General features: G+C 57.8%; 15 protein-coding genes and 1 pseudogene. 8 read left to right on the top strand and 8 right to left on the bottom strand.

Annotated features, from left to right (window positions below):
- Positions 1-20 precede the first annotated feature (20 nt).
- Positions 21-866: an IclR family transcriptional regulator gene (locus FHW66_RS17885; RefSeq protein WP_370543482.1), complete on the bottom strand. Its 846-nt coding sequence runs from the start codon at positions 864-866 to the stop codon at positions 21-23.
- 321 nt (positions 867-1,187) lie between these two features.
- Between FHW66_RS17885 and FHW66_RS17880 the strand changes: the two genes are divergently transcribed.
- From FHW66_RS17880 to FHW66_RS17855, 6 genes and pseudogenes are all read left to right on the top strand, one after another.
- Entirely contained in the window at positions 1,188-3,314 is a 2,127-nt protein-coding gene (locus tag FHW66_RS17880; RefSeq protein WP_183381187.1) for a 3-hydroxyacyl-CoA dehydrogenase NAD-binding domain-containing protein, read from the top strand.
- A gap of 55 nt (positions 3,315-3,369) precedes the next feature.
- Positions 3,370-4,560: an acetyl-CoA C-acyltransferase gene (locus FHW66_RS17875; protein WP_183381186.1), complete on the top strand. Its 1,191-nt coding sequence runs from the start codon at positions 3,370-3,372 to the stop codon at positions 4,558-4,560.
- A gap of 11 nt (positions 4,561-4,571) precedes the next feature.
- Positions 4,572-5,702 (top strand): annotated as a pseudogene (locus FHW66_RS17870) (acyl-CoA dehydrogenase family protein); the annotation flags it as partial.
- A gap of 82 nt (positions 5,703-5,784) precedes the next feature.
- Complete coding sequence (locus tag FHW66_RS17865) at positions 5,785-6,939, top strand: acyl-CoA dehydrogenase family protein (RefSeq protein WP_183381184.1); 1,155 nt, start codon at positions 5,785-5,787, stop codon at positions 6,937-6,939.
- Positions 6,936-7,733: an oxepin-CoA hydrolase, alternative type gene (locus tag FHW66_RS17860; RefSeq protein WP_183381183.1), complete on the top strand. Its 798-nt coding sequence runs from the start codon at positions 6,936-6,938 to the stop codon at positions 7,731-7,733. The genes FHW66_RS17865 and FHW66_RS17860 overlap by 4 nt, the downstream gene beginning before the upstream one ends.
- 27 nt (positions 7,734-7,760) lie before the next feature.
- Positions 7,761-8,969, top strand: a complete 1,209-nt coding sequence (locus tag FHW66_RS17855) for a CaiB/BaiF CoA-transferase family protein (RefSeq protein WP_183381182.1) — start codon at positions 7,761-7,763, stop codon at positions 8,967-8,969.
- 63 nt (positions 8,970-9,032) lie between these two features.
- On the opposite strand, the gene FHW66_RS17850 is transcribed toward FHW66_RS17855, so the two are convergent.
- Positions 9,033-10,226: an acyl-CoA dehydrogenase gene (locus FHW66_RS17850; RefSeq protein WP_183381181.1), complete on the bottom strand. Its 1,194-nt coding sequence runs from the start codon at positions 10,224-10,226 to the stop codon at positions 9,033-9,035.
- A gap of 130 nt (positions 10,227-10,356) precedes the next feature.
- Positions 10,357-11,247: a LysR family transcriptional regulator gene (locus tag FHW66_RS17845; RefSeq protein ID WP_183381180.1), complete on the bottom strand. Its 891-nt coding sequence runs from the start codon at positions 11,245-11,247 to the stop codon at positions 10,357-10,359.
- Between the two features lie 404 nt (positions 11,248-11,651).
- On the opposite strand from FHW66_RS17845, the gene FHW66_RS17840 reads away from it, so the two are divergent.
- On the top strand, positions 11,652-11,987 hold the full coding sequence (locus tag FHW66_RS17840; RefSeq protein WP_183381179.1) for a hypothetical protein: 336 nt from the start codon (positions 11,652-11,654) through the stop codon (positions 11,985-11,987).
- Between the two features lie 94 nt (positions 11,988-12,081).
- Here the strand turns inward: FHW66_RS17840 and FHW66_RS17835 are convergent, their stop codons facing one another.
- The 4 genes from FHW66_RS17835 to FHW66_RS17820 all read right to left on the bottom strand — a co-directional run bounded on the left by FHW66_RS17835 (position 12,082) and on the right by FHW66_RS17820 (position 15,936).
- Entirely contained in the window at positions 12,082-13,008 is a 927-nt protein-coding gene (locus FHW66_RS17835; RefSeq protein ID WP_183381178.1) for a LysR substrate-binding domain-containing protein, read from the bottom strand.
- Between the two features lie 62 nt (positions 13,009-13,070).
- Positions 13,071-13,994 carry a DedA family protein/thiosulfate sulfurtransferase GlpE gene (locus tag FHW66_RS17830; protein WP_183381177.1) on the bottom strand — a complete coding sequence of 308 codons (924 nt, stop codon included), beginning with the start codon at positions 13,992-13,994 and terminating at the stop codon, positions 13,071-13,073.
- Positions 13,995-14,097: 103 nt separating this feature from the next.
- The gene (locus FHW66_RS17825) at positions 14,098-15,396 is read right to left on the bottom strand and encodes an MFS transporter (RefSeq protein WP_183381176.1); all 1,299 of its coding nucleotides are present in this window, start codon (positions 15,394-15,396) and stop codon (positions 14,098-14,100) included.
- 69 nt (positions 15,397-15,465) lie between these two features.
- On the bottom strand, positions 15,466-15,936 hold the full coding sequence (locus tag FHW66_RS17820; RefSeq protein WP_183381175.1) for a MarR family winged helix-turn-helix transcriptional regulator: 471 nt from the start codon (positions 15,934-15,936) through the stop codon (positions 15,466-15,468).
- Between the two features lie 129 nt (positions 15,937-16,065).
- Between FHW66_RS17820 and FHW66_RS17815 the strand changes: the two genes are divergently transcribed.
- Positions 16,066-16,539 carry a MaoC family dehydratase gene (locus FHW66_RS17815; RefSeq protein WP_183381174.1) on the top strand — a complete coding sequence of 158 codons (474 nt, stop codon included), beginning with the start codon at positions 16,066-16,068 and terminating at the stop codon, positions 16,537-16,539.
- On the opposite strand, the gene FHW66_RS17810 is transcribed toward FHW66_RS17815, so the two are convergent.
- On the bottom strand, positions 16,490-18,463 hold the full coding sequence (locus tag FHW66_RS17810) for a bifunctional diguanylate cyclase/phosphodiesterase (protein ID WP_183381173.1): 1,974 nt from the start codon (positions 18,461-18,463) through the stop codon (positions 16,490-16,492). The genes FHW66_RS17815 and FHW66_RS17810 overlap by 50 nt on opposite strands.
- Between the last annotated feature and the right edge of the window lie 354 nt (positions 18,464-18,817).

Below are 18,817 nucleotides of genomic sequence, written 5' to 3'. Positions count from 1 at the left end.
GAATAAGCAAAAAACTCTGATCAGCGGCGCCCCATGCTGACTTCCAGATTGCGTACCAGCTTTGCCAGACGCGGCCCCAGATCATCCATCAACATCTCTCGCGTGACCAGAAATGACGGGCCACCACAATTGAAGGCCATCATCTTTTGACCATCGGTATCGAGCAAGGGAACCCCTACCGCCGAGATATTCTTTTCCCAGTCGCCGGCAGAGAGGCAAAAACCGTAATCCTGATAATCCTTGAAGCTCTGTTCGAGGCCCGCCTTGATCGCCGGCCACTGCTCCTCATTGCGCAGACGGATATGGTCCATCAGAAAATCACGCTCGCCCTGCGGCAATCCACACATCAACGCACGCCCCATCGAGGTATTCGCCAGCGGAATCCGCGAACCGACATCACGCCGCAAAGTCACGGCTGCACTGCCACGACAGGACTCGACATACACCATGCTGAGCCGGTCGCGAATGCCCAACGCCACATTACATTGGGAATATTCAGCCAGCTCCTGCATACCAGGACGCGCCAGCTTGCGGATATCCATCCCCGACAACAAGGAATAACCCAGCGCCAATACGCCGGAACCCAGCTGATACTTGCCCAGCTCGGGACTGAAATCGAGATAACCAAGCTTGGTCAGGGTGTGGGTCAGGCGTGAGATGGTCGGTTTAGGTAGACCAGTACGTTTGGACAGCTCGGTGTTGGGCAGATAGACCTCGCCCGGACGGAAGCAGCGCAAAATCTCCAGACCACGGGCCAGCGCATTGACGAATTGCCGGTCCTTGCCGGTTTCTTCATCGCTGAATACTTCAATCTCATCCTGCACGCCTGCCATATTCGCCCCAATTCGCCCCGTCCACACTGCCATGATTCGTGATGCGCCGCACCACCACTGGGCTGACGCTGTATTGCTAGCGAATGTACACAGCGCAAACATGCTTGTCAACAATTTGCGAACTACTGGTTCGCATGGCGAAATATCAAAAAATATCCCTTCTACTCCCTCCATGGACATCATCATTGAAGCCAATGCCGACAAGGAATACAAGCTAATTGATGGACAAAAGATTACCTTGCAGAGGCTATTTACACGCCGAAAATAAATAGGGTATTGTTCTCTTCTATCTGTATTTGCAAACCATAATTTCGCACAGCGAACCAAAAGTAAGTCATCAAGGAGACGTTGACCATGCCATCAGAATCATCCCTACCGTCCGCTGCCGTTACCAGTGCCCTGCACGGCAACATCATGCTGGTCACGATCGACAATCCCCCGGTTAATGCGCTCGGTGTTGCCGTGCGCCAAGGGATACTGGAAGCGGTTGAGCGCGCCGACGCCGATCCGGCCGTGGCAGCGATTCTGTTACATGGTGCCGGCAAGAACTTCATCGGCGGTGCAGATATCCGCGAATTCGGCAAACCGCCACAACCACCAGCATTGCCCGACCTGTGCAACCGGATTGAAGCCTGCAGCAAACCAGTCACCGCGCTGATCCATGGTGCTGCACTGGGTGGCGGTCTGGAGATTGCACTATCAGCGCATTACCGGCTGGCACTCAGTGATGCCAAGATCGGCTTGCCGGAAGTCTTGCTCGGCCTGTTGCCCGGCGCTGGCGGCACCCAACGCACGCCGCGCCTGATCGGTGCCGCAGCAGCGCTGGACCTGATGCTCAGTGGCCGCCATGTGAGCGCACAGGAAGCGCATAAATTGGGGCTGGTCGACCACTTGCAGGAAGTCAGCGACGGCCCGCAAGCCGGGCTGGACTATGCGCGCCAGTTGCTGGCAGATGCCGCACCCGTGCGCCGCACGCGTGATGCACAGGCGCTCAGCGACATTGCGGCTACCCAGACTGCACTGAACGAAGCACGTGAACAAACCAAAAAGAAGGCACGTGGTCTGTTCTCCCCCCTGAAAATCATCGATGCCGTCGAAGCCGCTGCCACCCTGCCCTTCGATCAAGGGCTGCAAACTGAACGTACCCTGTTTCTGGCTTGCCTGGAAAGCCCGCAGCGTGCTGGTCTGATCCACGCCTTCTTTGCCGACCGTGAAGTCTTGAAGGCACCCGAAACACGCAATGCCAAACCACGCCCGGTCACCAGTGTCGGTGTCGTTGGTGGCGGCACCATGGGCGCCGGGATTGCCGTGGCGCTGCTCGATGCCGGATTGCCAGTTACCATGATCGAGCGCGACGAGATTGCCCTCGCCCGTGGTCGCGGCCATATCGAGAAAGTCTATGATGGTTTAATCGGCAAAGGCCGTCTAAGCGCGGACGCCAAAGCCGCCATCATGGCACGCTGGCAAGGCAGCACCGATTACGCGGCACTGGGTCAGGTTGATCTGGTGATCGAAGCGGTATTTGAAGACCTGGGCGTCAAACAAGCGGTTTTCAGCGAGCTGGACCGTTACTGCAAACCTGGTGCCATTCTCGCCACCAATACCTCCTACCTCGATATCGAAGCGATTGCCTCCAGCACCTCGCGTCCGGCAGATGTGATCGGCCTGCATTTCTTTTCGCCGGCCAACATCATGAAGCTGCTGGAAATTGTGGTGCCACAACGTGTTTCCGCCGATGTCGTAGCGACTGCCTTTGCGCTCGCCAAAGCCTTGCGCAAGGTGCCGGTACGCGCTGGTGTCTGCGATGGCTTCATCGGCAACCGCTTGCTGGCGATCTACCGTCAGGCTGCCGACTTCCTGATGGAAGATGGCGCCTCGCCGTATCAGATCGATCAGGCCGTGCGCAACTTCGGCTATCCGATGGGACCGTTCGAAATGTCTGATCTGGCCGGCGGCGACATTGGCTGGGCCGCTCGCAAACGGCGCGCGCCAACCCGCGACCCACGTGCACGCTATGTGCAGATTGCCGACCGCCTGTGCGAGCAAGGCTGGTTTGGTCAAAAGACTGGCCGCGGCTATTACCGTTATGCCGAAGGCTCACGCAACGGCCAGCCTGATCCCGAGGTATTGGCCATCATCGACAGCGAGCGTCAACGTGCCGGCATTACCCCACGCCAGTTCAGCGACGAAGAAATCATCCGCCGCTATCTTGCTGCGATGATCAATGAGGCCGCCAATGTGGTGCACGAAGGCATTGCGCTACGTCCGCTCGATGTCGATGTCACGCTGCTGTATGGCTACGGCTTCCCGCGCTACCGTGGTGGCCCACTGAAGTATGCCGACCAGATCGGTCTGCCACAGGTCCTGGCCGATCTCCGCCGCTTCGCCGAGGAAGATCCACTGTTCTGGAAACCATCCCCCCTGTTGGTGGAGCTGGTCGAACGCGGTGCCAGCTTCGACAGCCTCAATCAGGCCGAATGAAGCCGAATGAGGCCGAATAAAACCTATACCAATAACATCAACGGAGCCAATCAACATGCGTGAAGCTGTCATCGTCAGTACTGCCAGAACCCCTTTGACCAAGGCCCATCGGGGCGAATTCAACATCACGCCGGGCGCCACGCTGGCTGCCTTCGCAGTGAAGGCAGCGGTCGAACGGGCTACCATCGATCCCAACCTGATCGAAGATGCCATCCTCGGCTGCGGCTATCCGGAAGGCACCACCGGCCGCAACATCGCCCGGCAAGCAGTGATCCGCGCCGGACTGCCGATCACCATTGCCGGTGCCACCGTCAACCGTTTCTGCGCCTCCGGACTGCAAGCGATTGCCATGGCGGCTGGCCGTATCGTGGTCGAAGGTGCACCGGCGATGATTGCCGGCGGCGTCGAAAGCATTTCGCAAATCCGCAGCCGCAGTGCCACCGATGCCGGCGATAGCGGTATCGACCCCTGGATTCAGGCGCACAAACCGGATCTGTATCTGCCGATGATCGAGACCGCTGATATCGTCGCGCAGCGTTACAACATCAGCCGCGAAGCGCAAGACCGCTTCTCCGCAGAAAGTCAGCGCAAAACCGAAGCCGCACAACTGGCCGGTCGCTACCGCGATGAAATCATCGCCTGCACCACCACCATGGCCGTCACCGACAAGGAAACCGGGGCCGTCACCCAGCGCGAAGTCACCGTCGATGCCGACACCTGCAACCGCCGTGGCACTACCTATGAGGCGCTGGCCAAGCTGGCACCAGTCATGGGTGCCGACAAGTTCATCACCGCCGGTAACTCATCACAATTGTCCGATGGGGCATCCGCCTGCGTGCTGATGGAAGCACGCGCTGCCGAGCGTGCCAATCTGCAGCCGCTGGGCGCATTTCGCGGTCTTGCGGTGGCCGGTTGCGAGCCCGATGAAATGGGGATCGGCCCGGTGTTTGCGGTACCCAAGCTGCTGGCGCGCCACGGCCTGACCGTCAATGACATCGGCCTGTGGGAGCTCAACGAAGCCTTTGCCTCCCAAGCCATCTATTGCCAGCAGCGTCTGGGAATTGATGACGCCCTGCTCAATGTCAACGGCGGCGCGATCTCCATCGGCCATCCATTCGGTATGACCGGTGCGCGACTGGCAGGCCACATCCTGCTCGAAGGCAAACGCCGTGGCGTCAAATATGCCGTGGTCACCATGTGTATCGCTGGTGGCATGGGTGCCGCTGGCCTGTTCGAGATTTATTGAGGAGCATCCGCATGGATTTGAACTTCACCGCCGAAGAAGAACGCTTCCGTCAGGAAGTCCGTCAATTTCTTGCCGAGAAACTGGCGCCTGAGGTCGCAGCCAAAGTCGCCGCCGGCGATCATTTGAGCAAGGCCGAGATGGAAAAATGGCATGCCACCCTCAACGCCCGTGGCTGGCTGGCCAATCACTGGCCACAGCAATTTGGCGGCCCCGGCTGGACCACCGTCGAAAAATTCATCTTTGAACACGAATGCTGCCTCGCCAATGCTCCGCGCGTTGTCCCGTTTGGGGTCAACATGCTGGGCCCGGTGCTGATCAAATACGGTAGTCCGGCACAGCAGCAGTATTGGCTGCCGCGCATCCTCAATGGTCAGGACTGGTGGTGTCAGGGTTACTCCGAACCCGGTGCCGGCTCGGACCTGGCGGCAGTCAAAACTACCGCCGTGCGCGATGGTGATCACTACATCGTCAACGGCCAAAAGACCTGGACCACGCTGGGCCATCACGCCAACATGATTTTCTGTCTGGTGCGTACCGACCGTGATGCCAAGAAGCAGGAAGGCATCAGCTTCCTGCTCATCGACATGCATGCGCCGGGCGTGGAAATCCGCCCTATCATCACCCTCGATGGTGCGCATGAAGTCAATGAAGTGTTCTTCACCGATGTACGGGTGCCGGTTGCCAATCTGGTCGGCGAAGAAAACCGTGGCTGGACCTGTGCCAAATACCTGCTCACCTACGAACGTACCAATATCGCCGGCATCGGCTTTTCGGTCGCAGCACTGGAGCGGCTGAAACGACTCGCTGCCAAGCAGACCCGCAACGGCAAACCCTTGCTCGACGATCCGGCCTTTGCCATGCGTCTGGCACGGGTAGAGATTGATCTGGAAAACATGAAGACCACCAACCTGCGCGTCATCGCCGCCGTTGCCGGTGGCGGCGTACCGGGTGCGGAAAGCTCGATGCTCAAAATCCGTGGCACTGAAATCCGTCAGGAAATTACCTCCCTCACCCGCCGTGCGATGGGCCCTTATGCGCGTCCGTTCCTGTCGGATGACGAACTCGCTGAAGTTACTGAAGTTGCTGAAGGTAGCGAAGGCAGCACCATCACCAATGCCGCTGCCCAGTATTTCAACAATCGCAAGCTGTCGATCTTCGGCGGCTCCAATGAAATCCAGAAAAACATCATCTCCAAGATGATCCTTGGCCTGTGAGGAAGCTGACATGAATTTTTCCCATACAGAAGAACGCCGGATGCTGTCAGATAGTCTGGAGCGCTTCCTCAGCGAACAATATCCGTTTGAAAAGCGCAACAAGATCATCCAGTCTGCCGACGGCTTCAGCCGCGATATCTGGCAGCAACTGGCCAACCTTGGCGTGCTGGCAGCCCTGTTCAGTGAAGACCATGGCGGCTTTGGCGGCAGTGGCTTTGATATTGCGGTGGTATTCGAAGCGCTCGGTCGCGGGCTGGTGGTCGAGCCTGTTCTGGGCAGCGCGATTCTGGCAGGCGATGCCATTGCCAGCGCAGGTAATACAAACCAGAAGGCCTTGCTGGAAGAACTCATCGCCGGCACCACCATCGCTGCGCTGGCACACGATGAACCCGGCAACCATTACGAACTGGCGCGCGTGCATACCCGTGCCGAGCAGATTAACGATGGTTGGCGACTCAATGGCGCCAAGGCAGTGGTTGCACAAGGTGAAGCGGCGGATGTATTTGTGATTTCTGCTCGCACGGCTGGTGCTGTCGACGACAACAACGGCATCTCGCTCTTTCTGCTGCCGGCTAACACGCCCGGCCTGACCATCCACGGCTATCCGGCAATTGACGGTGGCCGCGTGGCCGAACTGCAACTGCGCGATGTCACACTCAGCCCAGAGGCGCTGCTTGGTCCGCTGCATCAGGGCCATGCGATTCTGGAACGGGTCATCGGTCGTGGCGTACTAGCCTTGTGTGCCGAAGCACTGGGCGCGATGGAAGCGGCCAAGGCAGCAACGCTGGACTATTTACGCACGCGCCAGCAGTTTGGCTTACCAATCGGCAGCTTTCAGGCGCTGCAACACCGCATGGCCGATCTGCTGCTGGAAGTCGAACAGGCACGCTCGGCCGTCATCAACGCCGCTGCGGCGCTCGATGCAGACCGTCTCACGCGCGAACGTGCACTATCGGCGGCGAAAGCCAGCATCGGCCGTATCGGCACACTGGTGGCGGAAGAGAGCATCCAGCTGCACGGCGGTATCGGCATGACCTGGGAGCTGCCACTGGCACACTATGCCAAGCGCCTGATCATGATCGATCATCAACTGGGCGATGAAGACCATCATCTGCAACGCTTTATCGCGCTCGGCAAGGAAGCGAATCAAGAAGCCATCGCATGAGCGCGCTCCTGATCGAACAACGCGATGCCGTCCGCATCCTGACCAACAACAATCCGGCAGCGCGTAATGCACTGAGCCCGGAACTGGCAGTGCAGTTGCCGGCAGCACTGGCGCAGGCACAAGACGATCCTCAGGTTGGCGCGATTGTGCTGACCGGTGCGCAAGGCTACTTTTGTGCGGGCGGCGATCTGCGTCAGCTGGCAACCCGGCGCGAACTGTCACCACCGGAGCGGCTGCGCATGCTGGACCGGCTGCATGGGATGATCAATGCGATCCGCCATTGCAGCAAGCCAGTCATTGCTGCGGTGGAAGGTGGTTGTGCCGGTGCCGGATTCTCGCTGGCAATGGCTTGCGATCTGCTGGTGACTTCGCCTGAGGCGGCGTTCTCGATGGCCTACGTTAAAGTGGGCCTGAGCCCGGATGGTGGTGCGACGGCTTTTCTGTCGCAGTTTGTTTCGCGCCAGATTCTGACTGAACTATGCCTGAGCGGAGAGCGCATCAACGGTGAGCGCCTGCATGCCTTGGGCGCAGTCAATCGGCTGGTGGCAGCAGATCAGGTGCAAACGACGGCACTGGCACTGGCAGCGCAACTGGCGCAAGGCCCAAGCCGCGCCATGGGTCGCATCAAGCAGTTGTGCCAGCATGCGTACGACAACGATGTCGCCACGCAGATGGCGCTTGAGGCGGAACACATGGTGACCTCACAGGGCGACACAGAGGCCGCGGAAGGCATCAGTGCCTTCCTGCAAAAGCGACGTGCCGACTTCATCGCATTGCGCGCCACAGCCAACTAAACACATAATAAAAATTCTGGAGACACCATGTCCTTCAACGCTTCTTCCCTGCCCTTGTCAGGGGTCCGGGTGCTTGACCTGTCGCGGGTACTGGCCGGCCCCTGGTGCGGCATGGTACTAGCCGATCTGGGTGCCGAAGTCATCAAGATCGAACACCCGCTGCGGGGCGACGATACGCGGGACTGGGGCATGCGCATCGGTTCCACCGAGACCGCCTATTTCAACAGCGTCAATCGTAACAAGCGCTCCGTCAGTGTCGATCTGCAAACGCCCGAAGGGCAGCAGATCGTGCGCGAGCTGGTCAGCAAGAGCGATATCCTGGTCCAGAATTTCAAGTTCGGCGGACTTAGCAAGCTCGGGCTGGGCTATCCCCAGTTGCGTGAGCTCAATCCGGGATTGATCTACTGCTCCATCACCGGCTACGACAGCAGCGGCACCGAGGCAACACGCCCCGGTTACGATCTGGTGATTCAGGGTGAAGCAGGCCTGATGGCACTCAATGGCGAGCCGCAACAACCGCCGCTGAAGTTTGGCGTTGCCGCCGTCGATCTGTTCACCGGCATGTATTCTGCACAAGCGATTCTGGCGGCACTGTATGAGCGCCATAAAACCGGCGTAGGTCGTCATATCGAAATGGCACTCTTCGATTGCGGCCTGATGATTACCTCTTACTACGGGCTGGAAGCCTTGATGCTGGGACAAGACCCACCACGCTACGGCAACGCCCACCCTTCCATCGTGCCCTACGGCGTGTTTGATGCACAGGATGGCCCATTGGTGATCACGGTCGGCAACAACAGCCAGTTCGAGCGCTTCTGCAAGGAAGTCATTGACCGCCCCGATCTGACCGAGGATGCACGTTACAAGAGCAACATGAACCGCGCTGCCAATCGCGATACCTTGCTGCTCGAAGTGAATCAGGAGCTAGGTCGTCGACCACGTGCAGAATTGCTGCAACGACTTGGAGCAGCGGGCATTCCCTGTGGTGAGGTACTGGGCCTGCATCAGGCGCTGAACTCGCCACGCGCACAACAGGCCGGACTAGTCTCCACCCAGCCGCATCCCGAAGTCGGCAGCGTCAAGGTGCTGGCACCACCCTATCGCTTCGACGGCGAACGCCTGCCGGTACGCAATGCACCGCCGCAATTAGGTGCCAGCACGGCAGAGGTGCTGGAATCCTTGCTCGGCTATTCGTCTGAAAAGGTTGCCGCGCTCAAGGCGGGTGGTGTGGTGTGAATGATATGTGGCAATGCAATGACTAACCGCTTCCGTACAGGAGGCGGTTAGTCGCTACCTTGCTTAGTTGGAGAACGCAGCAATACCGGTAATGGCGCGACCGATGATCAATGCATGCACATCATGCGTGCCTTCATAGGTATTGACCACCTCCAGATTGACCAGATGACGGGCCACGCCAAACTCGTCACTGATGCCATTGCCACCCAGCATGTCGCGCGCCATGCGGGCAATATCCAGCGCCTTGCCGCAGCTATTGCGCTTCATGATTGATGTCAGTTCCACGGCCGCATTACCGGCATCCTTGAGTTGACCCAGTCGCAGACAACCCTGCAAACCCAATGCAATCTCGCTGAGCATGTCGGCCAGCTTCTTTTGCACCAGTTGGTTAGCTGCCAGTGGACGACCAAACTGTTGCCGGTCCATCGTGTATTGACGCGCCCGGAAGAAGCAATCTTCGGCCGCACCCAGCGCCCCCCAGGCAATACCGAAACGGGCGCTGTTGAGGCAGGTAAAAGGTCCTTTCAAACCGCGCACGTCAGGGAAGGCGTTTTCCTCAGGGCAGAACACTTCATCCATCACAATTTCACCGGTCACGGATGCACGCAAACCCACCTTGCCGTGAATCGCCGGGGTCGACAAACCCTTGGCGCCTTTCTCCAGAATAAAGCCGCGAATTTCACCGGCATCATCCTTGGCCCAGACCACAAACACATCCGCAATCGGGCTATTGGTGATCCACATCTTGCTGCCGCTCAGGCTGTAACCACCCGGCACCTTGCGCGCCCGTGTCACCATGCTGCCCGGATCGGAACCGTGATTGGGTTCGGTCAGGCCAAAGCAGCCAATCCATTGGCCCGAGGCCAGCTTGGGCAGATATTTCTGCTTTTGCGCTTCGGTACCGAACTCGTTGATCGGCGTCATCACCAGTGAGGATTGCACACTCATCATCGAGCGATAGCCAGAGTCGATCCGCTCCACTTCACGCGCTACCAGCCCGTAGCTGACATAGCCCAGACCGGCACCGCCATAAGCTTCAGGAATGGTCACACCCAACAGCCCCAGTTCGCCCATCTCACGGAAGATACCGGCATCGGTGGTCTCATGCCGGAACGCCTCCAGCACGCGCGGTGCCAGGCGATCCTGACAATACGCCTGCGCCGCATCACGCACCTGCCGCTCCTCATCGCTGAGTTGCTGGTCCAGCAGCAAAGGATCGGCATAGTTGAAGGTAACGCGATGGTGCGATGTCGTCATGACAGCCTCTTGGTCAAAAGAAAGACAAAATATAAAGATTCCTGCTGAGGCAGACAAACGACTTGCCTGCATAGCATTGTGCGTAAAACGCACTTCAAACGACGCACTTCAAGCAACGTACTTCAACGCATCAGGTCGCCGTAGCCTGCTGTACCAGCCAATGTTGAAACGTGCGTAACAAAGGCCGCTCGGCCCGCCCCTCCGGGTAGATCAGGTAATACGACTGCGCGCTCAGATATTCATGCTCCACCGCCACCACCAGCAAACCGCGCCGTAGCTCATCCTCGATCAGAAAGCGCGGAATCAGCGCCACGCCCATCCCCAGAATCGCCGCCTCGGTCAACATCGAAAACAGCTCCATCTGCGGACCGACCAGATCATTTTCTGCCTGTATTCCCTGCGACGCCAACCATTGCCGCCAGACATACGGGCGCGTGCTTTGCTGCAACAGCGGATAGGCCAGTAGCGCATTGGCAGTCAAGGAACGATGCGGCGCAATCAGCGCCGGACTAGCGACCGCCACCATGCTCTCGCGCATCAGGAAGATGCCCTCGGTACCGGGCCAACTAGCCTGCCCGGCGTAGATTGTGGCATCCAGACTGGTTTCATCGAACAGAAAAGGCCGGGTGCGCGGCCGCAGATTGACCGTCACATCGGGATGCGCCTGTAAGAATACCTTCAGGCGTGGCAACAGCCATTTGGTGGCAAAGGTCGGCATCACACCAAGCTCCAGCGTATCGCCATGACCTTCCCGCGCCATCAACTGCAGCGCATCGCGCTCAATCTCATCAAGCCGCACACTTACCTGCTGGCTATAGCCGATACCGGCATCGGTGAGCAACACACCACGCTTGGTGCGCCTGAATAGTTTAAGACCGAGGAAGTCTTCCAGACCGGCAATCTGCCGACAGACTGCACTCTGCGTGACCGCCATTTCTTCAGCGGCCTTGGTAAAACTCTGATGCCGGGCAGCGGACTCAAAAACGGCCAGTGCCTGGGTAGAAGGGATTTTTCTGCGCATGGAGTGAATAAGCTACAGGAATGACTTTAATGCACATGGTAGTGCATATTGGGCCTGCAGGGGTGCGCTTGGGGTGGGGTAAATGCGGGAGCGGGTCAGACGAGGGGCCGTCGCGATTGTTACCGGTGAAAATCGCTTGACGCTCCTCCTTCAAAAAGTAAATACTTCGTTCGTCCCTGATAAAGAGGGGACCAGGTATGAGAGCCTGAATTACCTACTACGCATGAGCGGTGCAATGCCGTTTTTCGTGCGTGCACGCCATTGTTGCCCCGTCTACGGGCGGCAGTGTCGGGGAGGCTTCGGCCTGCCGGGTGCTGTAGGTACCGGTCTCTCAACCCTGTCATTTGCCGCCCACCCCCGTTTGAGAGCGGGGAGCGGCTTAACCGCTACCTACGGAGGCTCATATGCCTAGTTCCACCACGTCTGACCAAAAAACCACTCCCCCCAACCACGAAGATTTCCACTGGATTTCCGGCCCCGGCCGCGAGGAAAGTTTCGCCAGTTTTGTCGAACTCGCACGCGACATCAGTGCAGGCATCAGCTCCTGCATGCAGATTATCTACACCCGTGATCTGGTCAATGAGGTCAATGAAGATGGCGATCCAGAGCAGGTATCTGCGCCTTCCATCGGCAAATCTGACAGCGCCAATCTATATCGTCTGTCGATGGCCGCAGCAGGCTTGCTGCGCCATGTGTCGGATGAACATATTGCGCGGATGAACAAGTTCTGGGACGAGTAACCAAGTCGGTTGCCCGGGCTATCCTTTAGCAGATAGTCCGGTCATTACTCACCACAACCTTAGGCAAGGAACGATCATTTAACGCATGATGGGTCTATCCCCCTCCGCGCACCATCTCCGCTAACAACCGCTGCAACACATCCCCCTCCCGCAGCCGCTGCAACCACCACTTGAGTGCTGCGCCATCCTCCCCTACCCGCCAGGCCAGCGAGAAGGTCTCATCCAGACGCTGCTCCTCAACCTCTTTCTGCACCAGCGCACCGGAGGCTAGCGCAGCTCTGGCCAGTGGCTCGGGCAAGAAACCAAAGCCGACCCCGGCGACCTGTAGTGCATATTTGCTGCGCATGTCGGGTACCGTCAATGTGTCCTGACCAAATAACAGCCCGACCGTGCGCGAGCTCAGGCGACGTGCTGAATCGGCAACAGTGATGGCGCGGTAGGGATGCAGATCCGCCTTGCTGAGTACCTTGTCCATGGCGGCTAGCGGATGGCTGGGCGCGACCACGAAGACGAAGCGTACGGTACCGATCGGCTCGGCAATGTAGCCACCGCCCGCGGGGCCGGTGCCGGGGACGGCAATCAATAAATCAACACGGCGATCCAGTAATGCCTCCCAGTTGCCGTCGAGGGATTCATGCAGGATGCGCAGCCGGGTCTTGTCGGCGACCTGATAGAAGGCGGCAATGTCTGCCTGCAGCCAGTCAGCCGGGAACATCGAGTCGAGGCCGATGCTGAGCTCGGTCTCCCAGCCGCTGGCGACGCGCCGTACGCGTTGCTCCAGATCGTCGGCCGCGCGCAGCAGGTAGCGCCCTTCCTTGAGCAGCTCGGTACCGGCTTTGGTCAGGATCACCTTGGGACCCTGACGCTCAAATACCTGCACGCCAAGGTCTTGTTCCAGCTTGGAGACGGTGTAGGAAATGGTCGAGGGCACGCGGTGCAACTCGGCACCAGCGGCTGAAAAGGACCCGCGCCGGTCAATCGCATCCAGGATCAATAGCGCATCAAGACTGATTCTGAACATCGCAGCGTTCCGCAGAAATGGAGGATGAGTGGTTGGTGGCGTTGATCGATGAGCGTCGCACGTTAATGCTCAACGGTATGCCCTGCCGCTTTCCAGGCGTCAATACCACCGGTCAATGGACGCACCCGGCGGTAGCCACGGCGCATCAATTGCTTGGCGACCATGGCGGCCGAAGCTTCGTTGGGGCAGGCGCAGTAGACGACAACTTCGCCATCGATCGGGGCATCAAAGTCAAAGGTATCGATCTCGCGGTGGGTAATCGTCTTGGCACCGGGAATACGCCCCAAGTCTTGCAGGTCGGTGGCGCGCACATCGATGATGTTCGGCTGCTGACCACTCTGCAACAGTGTGTTGAGCTCGTCCACCGAGATACGTGCCATCTGTAGCGACTTGCGAAAGCGCAGGCGTTGCCACCATTTGTAGGCAATGAAAATACCGAGCGCGATAACGATCAGCAATAATCCGAACTCGCCCAGCTCGGCCAGCACAGTGAGCACGTCATCGATGGCATCGTTGAACAATGCACCAAGAAAAATGGCGAGGCCTGACCATAACGCAGCGCCGATACCGTCGTAGATCAAGAAGCTGGTACGCGATGTGCCAACCGAGCCTGCCAGCGCACTGGCAATCGATGCAAAGCCAGGAATGAATTTGGCCAGCAGCAACGAGCGTGCGCCCCAACGGGCGTAGATGGATTCAGTCTGGCGAACGCAGGAATCAGGAGAAAGGGAGATGCGGCATAGCGTGGACATCACACGCCGGCCAAACCGGCGGCCGGCGAGAAACCAGATATAGTCGGCAATCAGGGCTGCAGCAACGGCCACCGGTAGCAGCAAGGCTAACGGATATTGACCACGGTAGGCAAAAGCACCGGTGATGACGAGCGTAGGGTAAGTTGGTACCGGTGCGCCAAGTTGCCCTGCCAGCACGTTGGCGAAGACGATCAGCAGACCGTACTGTTCTATCAGATGGTACAAATAATGCATCGTCGCCCCGTTCGCCCTGCGCTTGTTGACTGCTGTTGATCCGTTTTCCCCGGCCGCTATTATAGGGTTGAACGGCAGCAGTCACAGGCGCATTGCGCCAGTTTTATGCGGCAACCGGTACCGGTGTGGCGTGTTGGTCACCGCGAATACGCAGCACCAGCACCGCGCCAATCAGACAGGCACAGCCCATGAGCACCGACGACAGCGTGTAGTTGCCCAATGTCGAGCGCAGGTAGCCGGCAATCGTGGTAGCGGTAGCCGCCCCCAACTGATGGCCTGCAACAATCCAGCCAAATACGATCGGTGCCGCCAAACGGCCGAATACATCATTGGCCAGACGTACCGTGGGCGGCACGGTGGCGATCCAGTCAAGACCGTAGAACACGGCAAAGATGGTCAGACCGAAATACTGCAAGCCAAATGCATACGGCAGGAAAATCAGTGCCAGACCGCGCAGACCGTAATACCAGAACAGCAAGACACGGGGATTGAAGCGGTCTGACAGCCAGCCTGACAAGGTGGTACCCACCAGATCAAGCATGCCCATGGCGGCCAGGATACTGGCACCACCGACTTCGTCGATGCCATAGTCATTGCACATGGCGATGAACTGGGTGCCGATGTAACCGTTGGTGCTCAAGCCACAGATGAAGAAGCTGAAGAACAGCAACCAGAAGTCAGGAATTCGCACTGCACGGCGTAGGGCATCAAACGCGATGACCAGCGGATTGCGATTGGCAACGGCGGCCTCTACCGGTGCGTCAGGGGCTTCACCATAGCGGCGCAGGCCAACGTCGGAGGGGCGCTCCGGCAGGAACAGGAACACCAGCGGTATCGCCAATGCGGCTACAGTGGCCACCAGGAAGGCGACGGAGCGCCAGCCGAAGTGCCCGACCATGGAGGCCATCAGGGGCAAAAACACCATCTGGCCGGTGGCCGCGCTGGCGGTCAGCAAGCCCATGGCGAGCCCGCGGCGCTGCTCAAACCAGCGACCGACAATGGTGGCACCCAGGGTGTTGGCAGCCACACCGGTGCCACTGCCAACCAGCAAACCCCAGCTCAACAGCATATGCCAGGGCATCGTCATGAGGGTACTTAACGCCGTACCGATTGACAGTAATGCCAGCGCGCCAATGACCACCGGCCTAATACCAAAACGCTGCATGGCAGCGGCCGAGAAAGGTCCGATCAGGCCATACAGGGCGATATTGAAGGAGATCACCAACGAGATCGTTGAGCGGTTCCAGCCGAATTCGTGCTCCAGCGGCAAAATCATCACCGAGGGTGTGGCGCGGATGCCCGCTGAAGTCAGCAACACCAGAAAGATGAGGCCCACCACAATCCAGGCGTAACTGAAGCGCTGGCTGGTGCGGGCGGCGATGGCTTGTGTGAGTTTTTGCATGACCTGGCCGGTGAAAGTTGAAAAATGAATGTTGTAGGTAAAGAGAAAAAGGAACGGCGAACGAGAATTTCAAGCCACAGAAATGTCTTCGACTTGCAATTTCCCGTAGGCATCTTCAATGATGCCGATCAGCGATTTTTGTGTCTGGTCGCCCAGCAGGGTATTGATTTTTTGTTGGGCCGCTTGCCAATGCGGATAAGCGGCTGCGCGCTTGGCCTTGCCTGCCTGGGTCAACACCAGCGCAAAGGAGCGCTTGTCGAGCCGTTCTGCGGCAGGTAAATCAGCGGTCTCAACCCAGCCAGCCAGCATCAGTGGCTTCAGGTTGCGGCTCAAGGTGCTGCGCTCCATCCCCATTTCGGTAGCCAGTCGTAGATTGGCAATGGGCCCCTGCCGCCCGATCCATGACAGCAGCGAATATTGACTAATGGTGATCTCATCGACTGCCAGATGATGGTCGTAAATGGCGGTAATCCGCCGGGTAAGCCGCCGTAGCGGCGAACAGGCGCACTGCATCAGCAGAGGATCCGTGTTGCTTTTCATGCCATCAACCGGTTGATTGGTAAAAATAGTGCATATACATCGATGCATATGCATGCTAATCTTCATGTCCCACCCTGTCAAGCAACAGGTGTTGCATTCCATCACCTGCAACAACATCGAGGAGACACTATGACAAACAGCACCCCACGCTTGCTTTATCTGGAAGATTTCAGCGCCGGACAGATTTTTCACTTTCAGTCTGATGAACCGGTCAGCGCTGCAGCTATCAAGGAATTTGCCAGTGCTTACGATCCTCAGCCATTCCATCTGGATGAAGCCGCAGCGGCCGCCAGTTTTTTTGGCGGACTGGCCGCCAGCGGCTGGCATACGGCGGCATTGACCATGCGCATGCTGGTCGACACCTTGCCCATACAGGGCGGGATCATTGGTGCTGGTTTTGAGGAATTTCGCTGGCCGCGACCGACGCGGCCTGGAGATGTCTTACGGCTGGAGGCTGAAGTGCTGGACTTGAAGTTTTCTCAATCGAAGCCGCAGCAGGGATTTTTGAAGCACCGCCTGACCACCTTCAATCAGGACAATCAGCCGGTGTTGATCATGACGGGTAACTTGCTTGTGCCGCGACAGCCTCAGTCGGCACAATGATGTGATCGAACATGAACTGGGTTGCCTTGTCGGACGGTAACGGCCTGGCATACAGGTAACCCTGAATCTGATCGCAGCCCCAGCGATGCAGTAACTCACGCTGGGCCTCCGTCTCCACCCCTTCGGCAATCACAGACAGACCAAGGTGATGCCCGAGATTGATCACGGCCTGCACAATAGCGGCGTCCTCGGTTTCGGGACGCAGGTGCCGTACGAAGGATTGATCGATCTTGAGCTTGTCGATAGAGAAGCGTTTCAGGTAGGCCAGACTTGAATAGCCGGTACCGAAGTCATCAATTGACAGTGCCAATCCCCGGGCGCGCAGATCCTTGAGCAGTTCGATGGTGCGCTCGACATCGCGCATGACGATACCCTCGGTGATTTCGAGTTCGAGGAAAGAGGGATCGATCCGGCTTTCATTCAAGGCCTTGGTCACACGCCGCAGGAAAGAGGGATGGTGGAACTGGCGTGGCGAAATGTTGACTGCGATCACAAATTTTTGCGTTGACTCGATACTCCATACCTTGGCCTGACGGCAAGCCTCGGCCAGTACCCAATCGCCAATCGGCACAATCAAACCACACTCTTCGGCCAGTGGAATGAACTCGCCGGGCGGAATCAGTTCTCCGTTACGACGCCAGCGTACCAGTGCCTCAAAGCCGACCAGTTGATTGTCTGACAGACGTTGTTGTGGCTGGTAATGCAGTTCAAGCTCATTGCGTTCGATCGCATGACGCAATTGCGCTTCCAGCGTGAGACGCTCCTGAGCGCGGGTATTGAGATCATTCGAGTAGCTGATGTAGCAGTCACCACCGGCATCGCGGGCGGCCTGCAAGGCAGCATTGGCATTTTGCAGAAGATCACTGGGTTGTGCACCATCGCGTGGATATTCAGCACCACCAAGGCTCATGCTGGAAAAAATTTCATGCTGACCAAACTCGAAAGGACGCCGCATGTGCTCCTGCAGATTGGTCAACGCCTCATGAAAATAAGGATTGTCGCCACGTGCCTGATAAAGGATAGCGACATTGGCACCATCGAGACGGAAGACTTCCCCACCATCACGCTCGACCACCTGTTTGATGCGATTGGAAAACTCCAGCATCAGGCGATCACCGAAGGCATGTCCCAGCCCACCAATGACGCGTTCGAAGCGGTCAATCATGCCTAACACCACGACATGTGGCTGCCCGGCCAGATTGCGCAGACGCCATTCAAAGGTACCGCGATGGGCCAGCCCGGTCAGCGGGTCGTGGGCCGCCTGATGGGCCAGCTGATTCTCGGAGCGAAACCGCGCCCACACGTGATACAGCATGAACAGTGTCACGCTGACCATGCCGACGCAATACAACTTGATCAGCAGCGAAATACGGTCAACGCCAGCATCAATGGAGGCGCTGACCTCGTCGCGCGATACATCCAGATCCTGGGTAATCTGGTCGAGCAGTTCGTGAATATTGTTGGTGCGCAGATTCAGCTCTGCCAGCACCGCACGCACACGGTCATGCGTAGCACCACCTGTAGTGATGATCTGTTCGATGGCAGGTCCAATGCCCAGGATGGCCTGATAATTACCGACCAGTGCCTGCCATTGCATGCCTTCTGGCACGTCATGACGCAGTAGATCAAAACCCTGGTTCAGCTGGGTTAGCTGCGTCAGCGTCTGCGTTTCCAGTGAGGGTGGATTGGTACTGTCGGCGGCCAGAACATAGCTGTTCAATGCCACTTGATAACGCAGCAAGACGCTGTCAAAACTGGCAGCATGGCGCAACGTGGGAATATTGCTCTTGAGCAGTGGCTCAGCGGCGTTACGAATCTGGCGGGTAGAGCTTGAGAGTGCGAAAAACAAAAAAACCCCCGCCGCTAGCACCAGCAGCAGCAAGGCATAGATTGCCCAACGATAAGGACGGCCAACAACTTGCATAGTCAAATCCTGGAAAACAAAGCGCCTTATCAAAACAGCTACGAACAATATTTACTGCCAAAAAATAATATTGTTGACCGACGACCATGGGCCGCCATCCCTGATTATATTGCGTGATGATGTTGCCAGAATGTTCAGTTTTGCAATCGGCCCTCAATGATCGCCGTGCACGATGCAGTGCAACATAAGGACCAATGAAAGGAGCTTATCGCAAAAGCGCCGAGGACTGAAGCCGCGTACGTTTGTATTATTTCATGAGTTGCAAAAAACGACAGTAGGCACATCATCCTTTTCGGTAGGATGATGTGCCCTTGATGCTTTTACGGTGTGAAGATTGGTCGTTGGCGACTGATA

The sequence above is a fragment of the Herbaspirillum sp. Sphag64 genome, from assembly GCF_014192645.1.
GTDB lineage: Bacteria > Pseudomonadota > Gammaproteobacteria > Burkholderiales > Burkholderiaceae_D > Herbaspirillum.
Note: the sequence above shows the minus strand (reverse complement) of the source record. Positions and strands in the feature narration are given on the sequence as shown.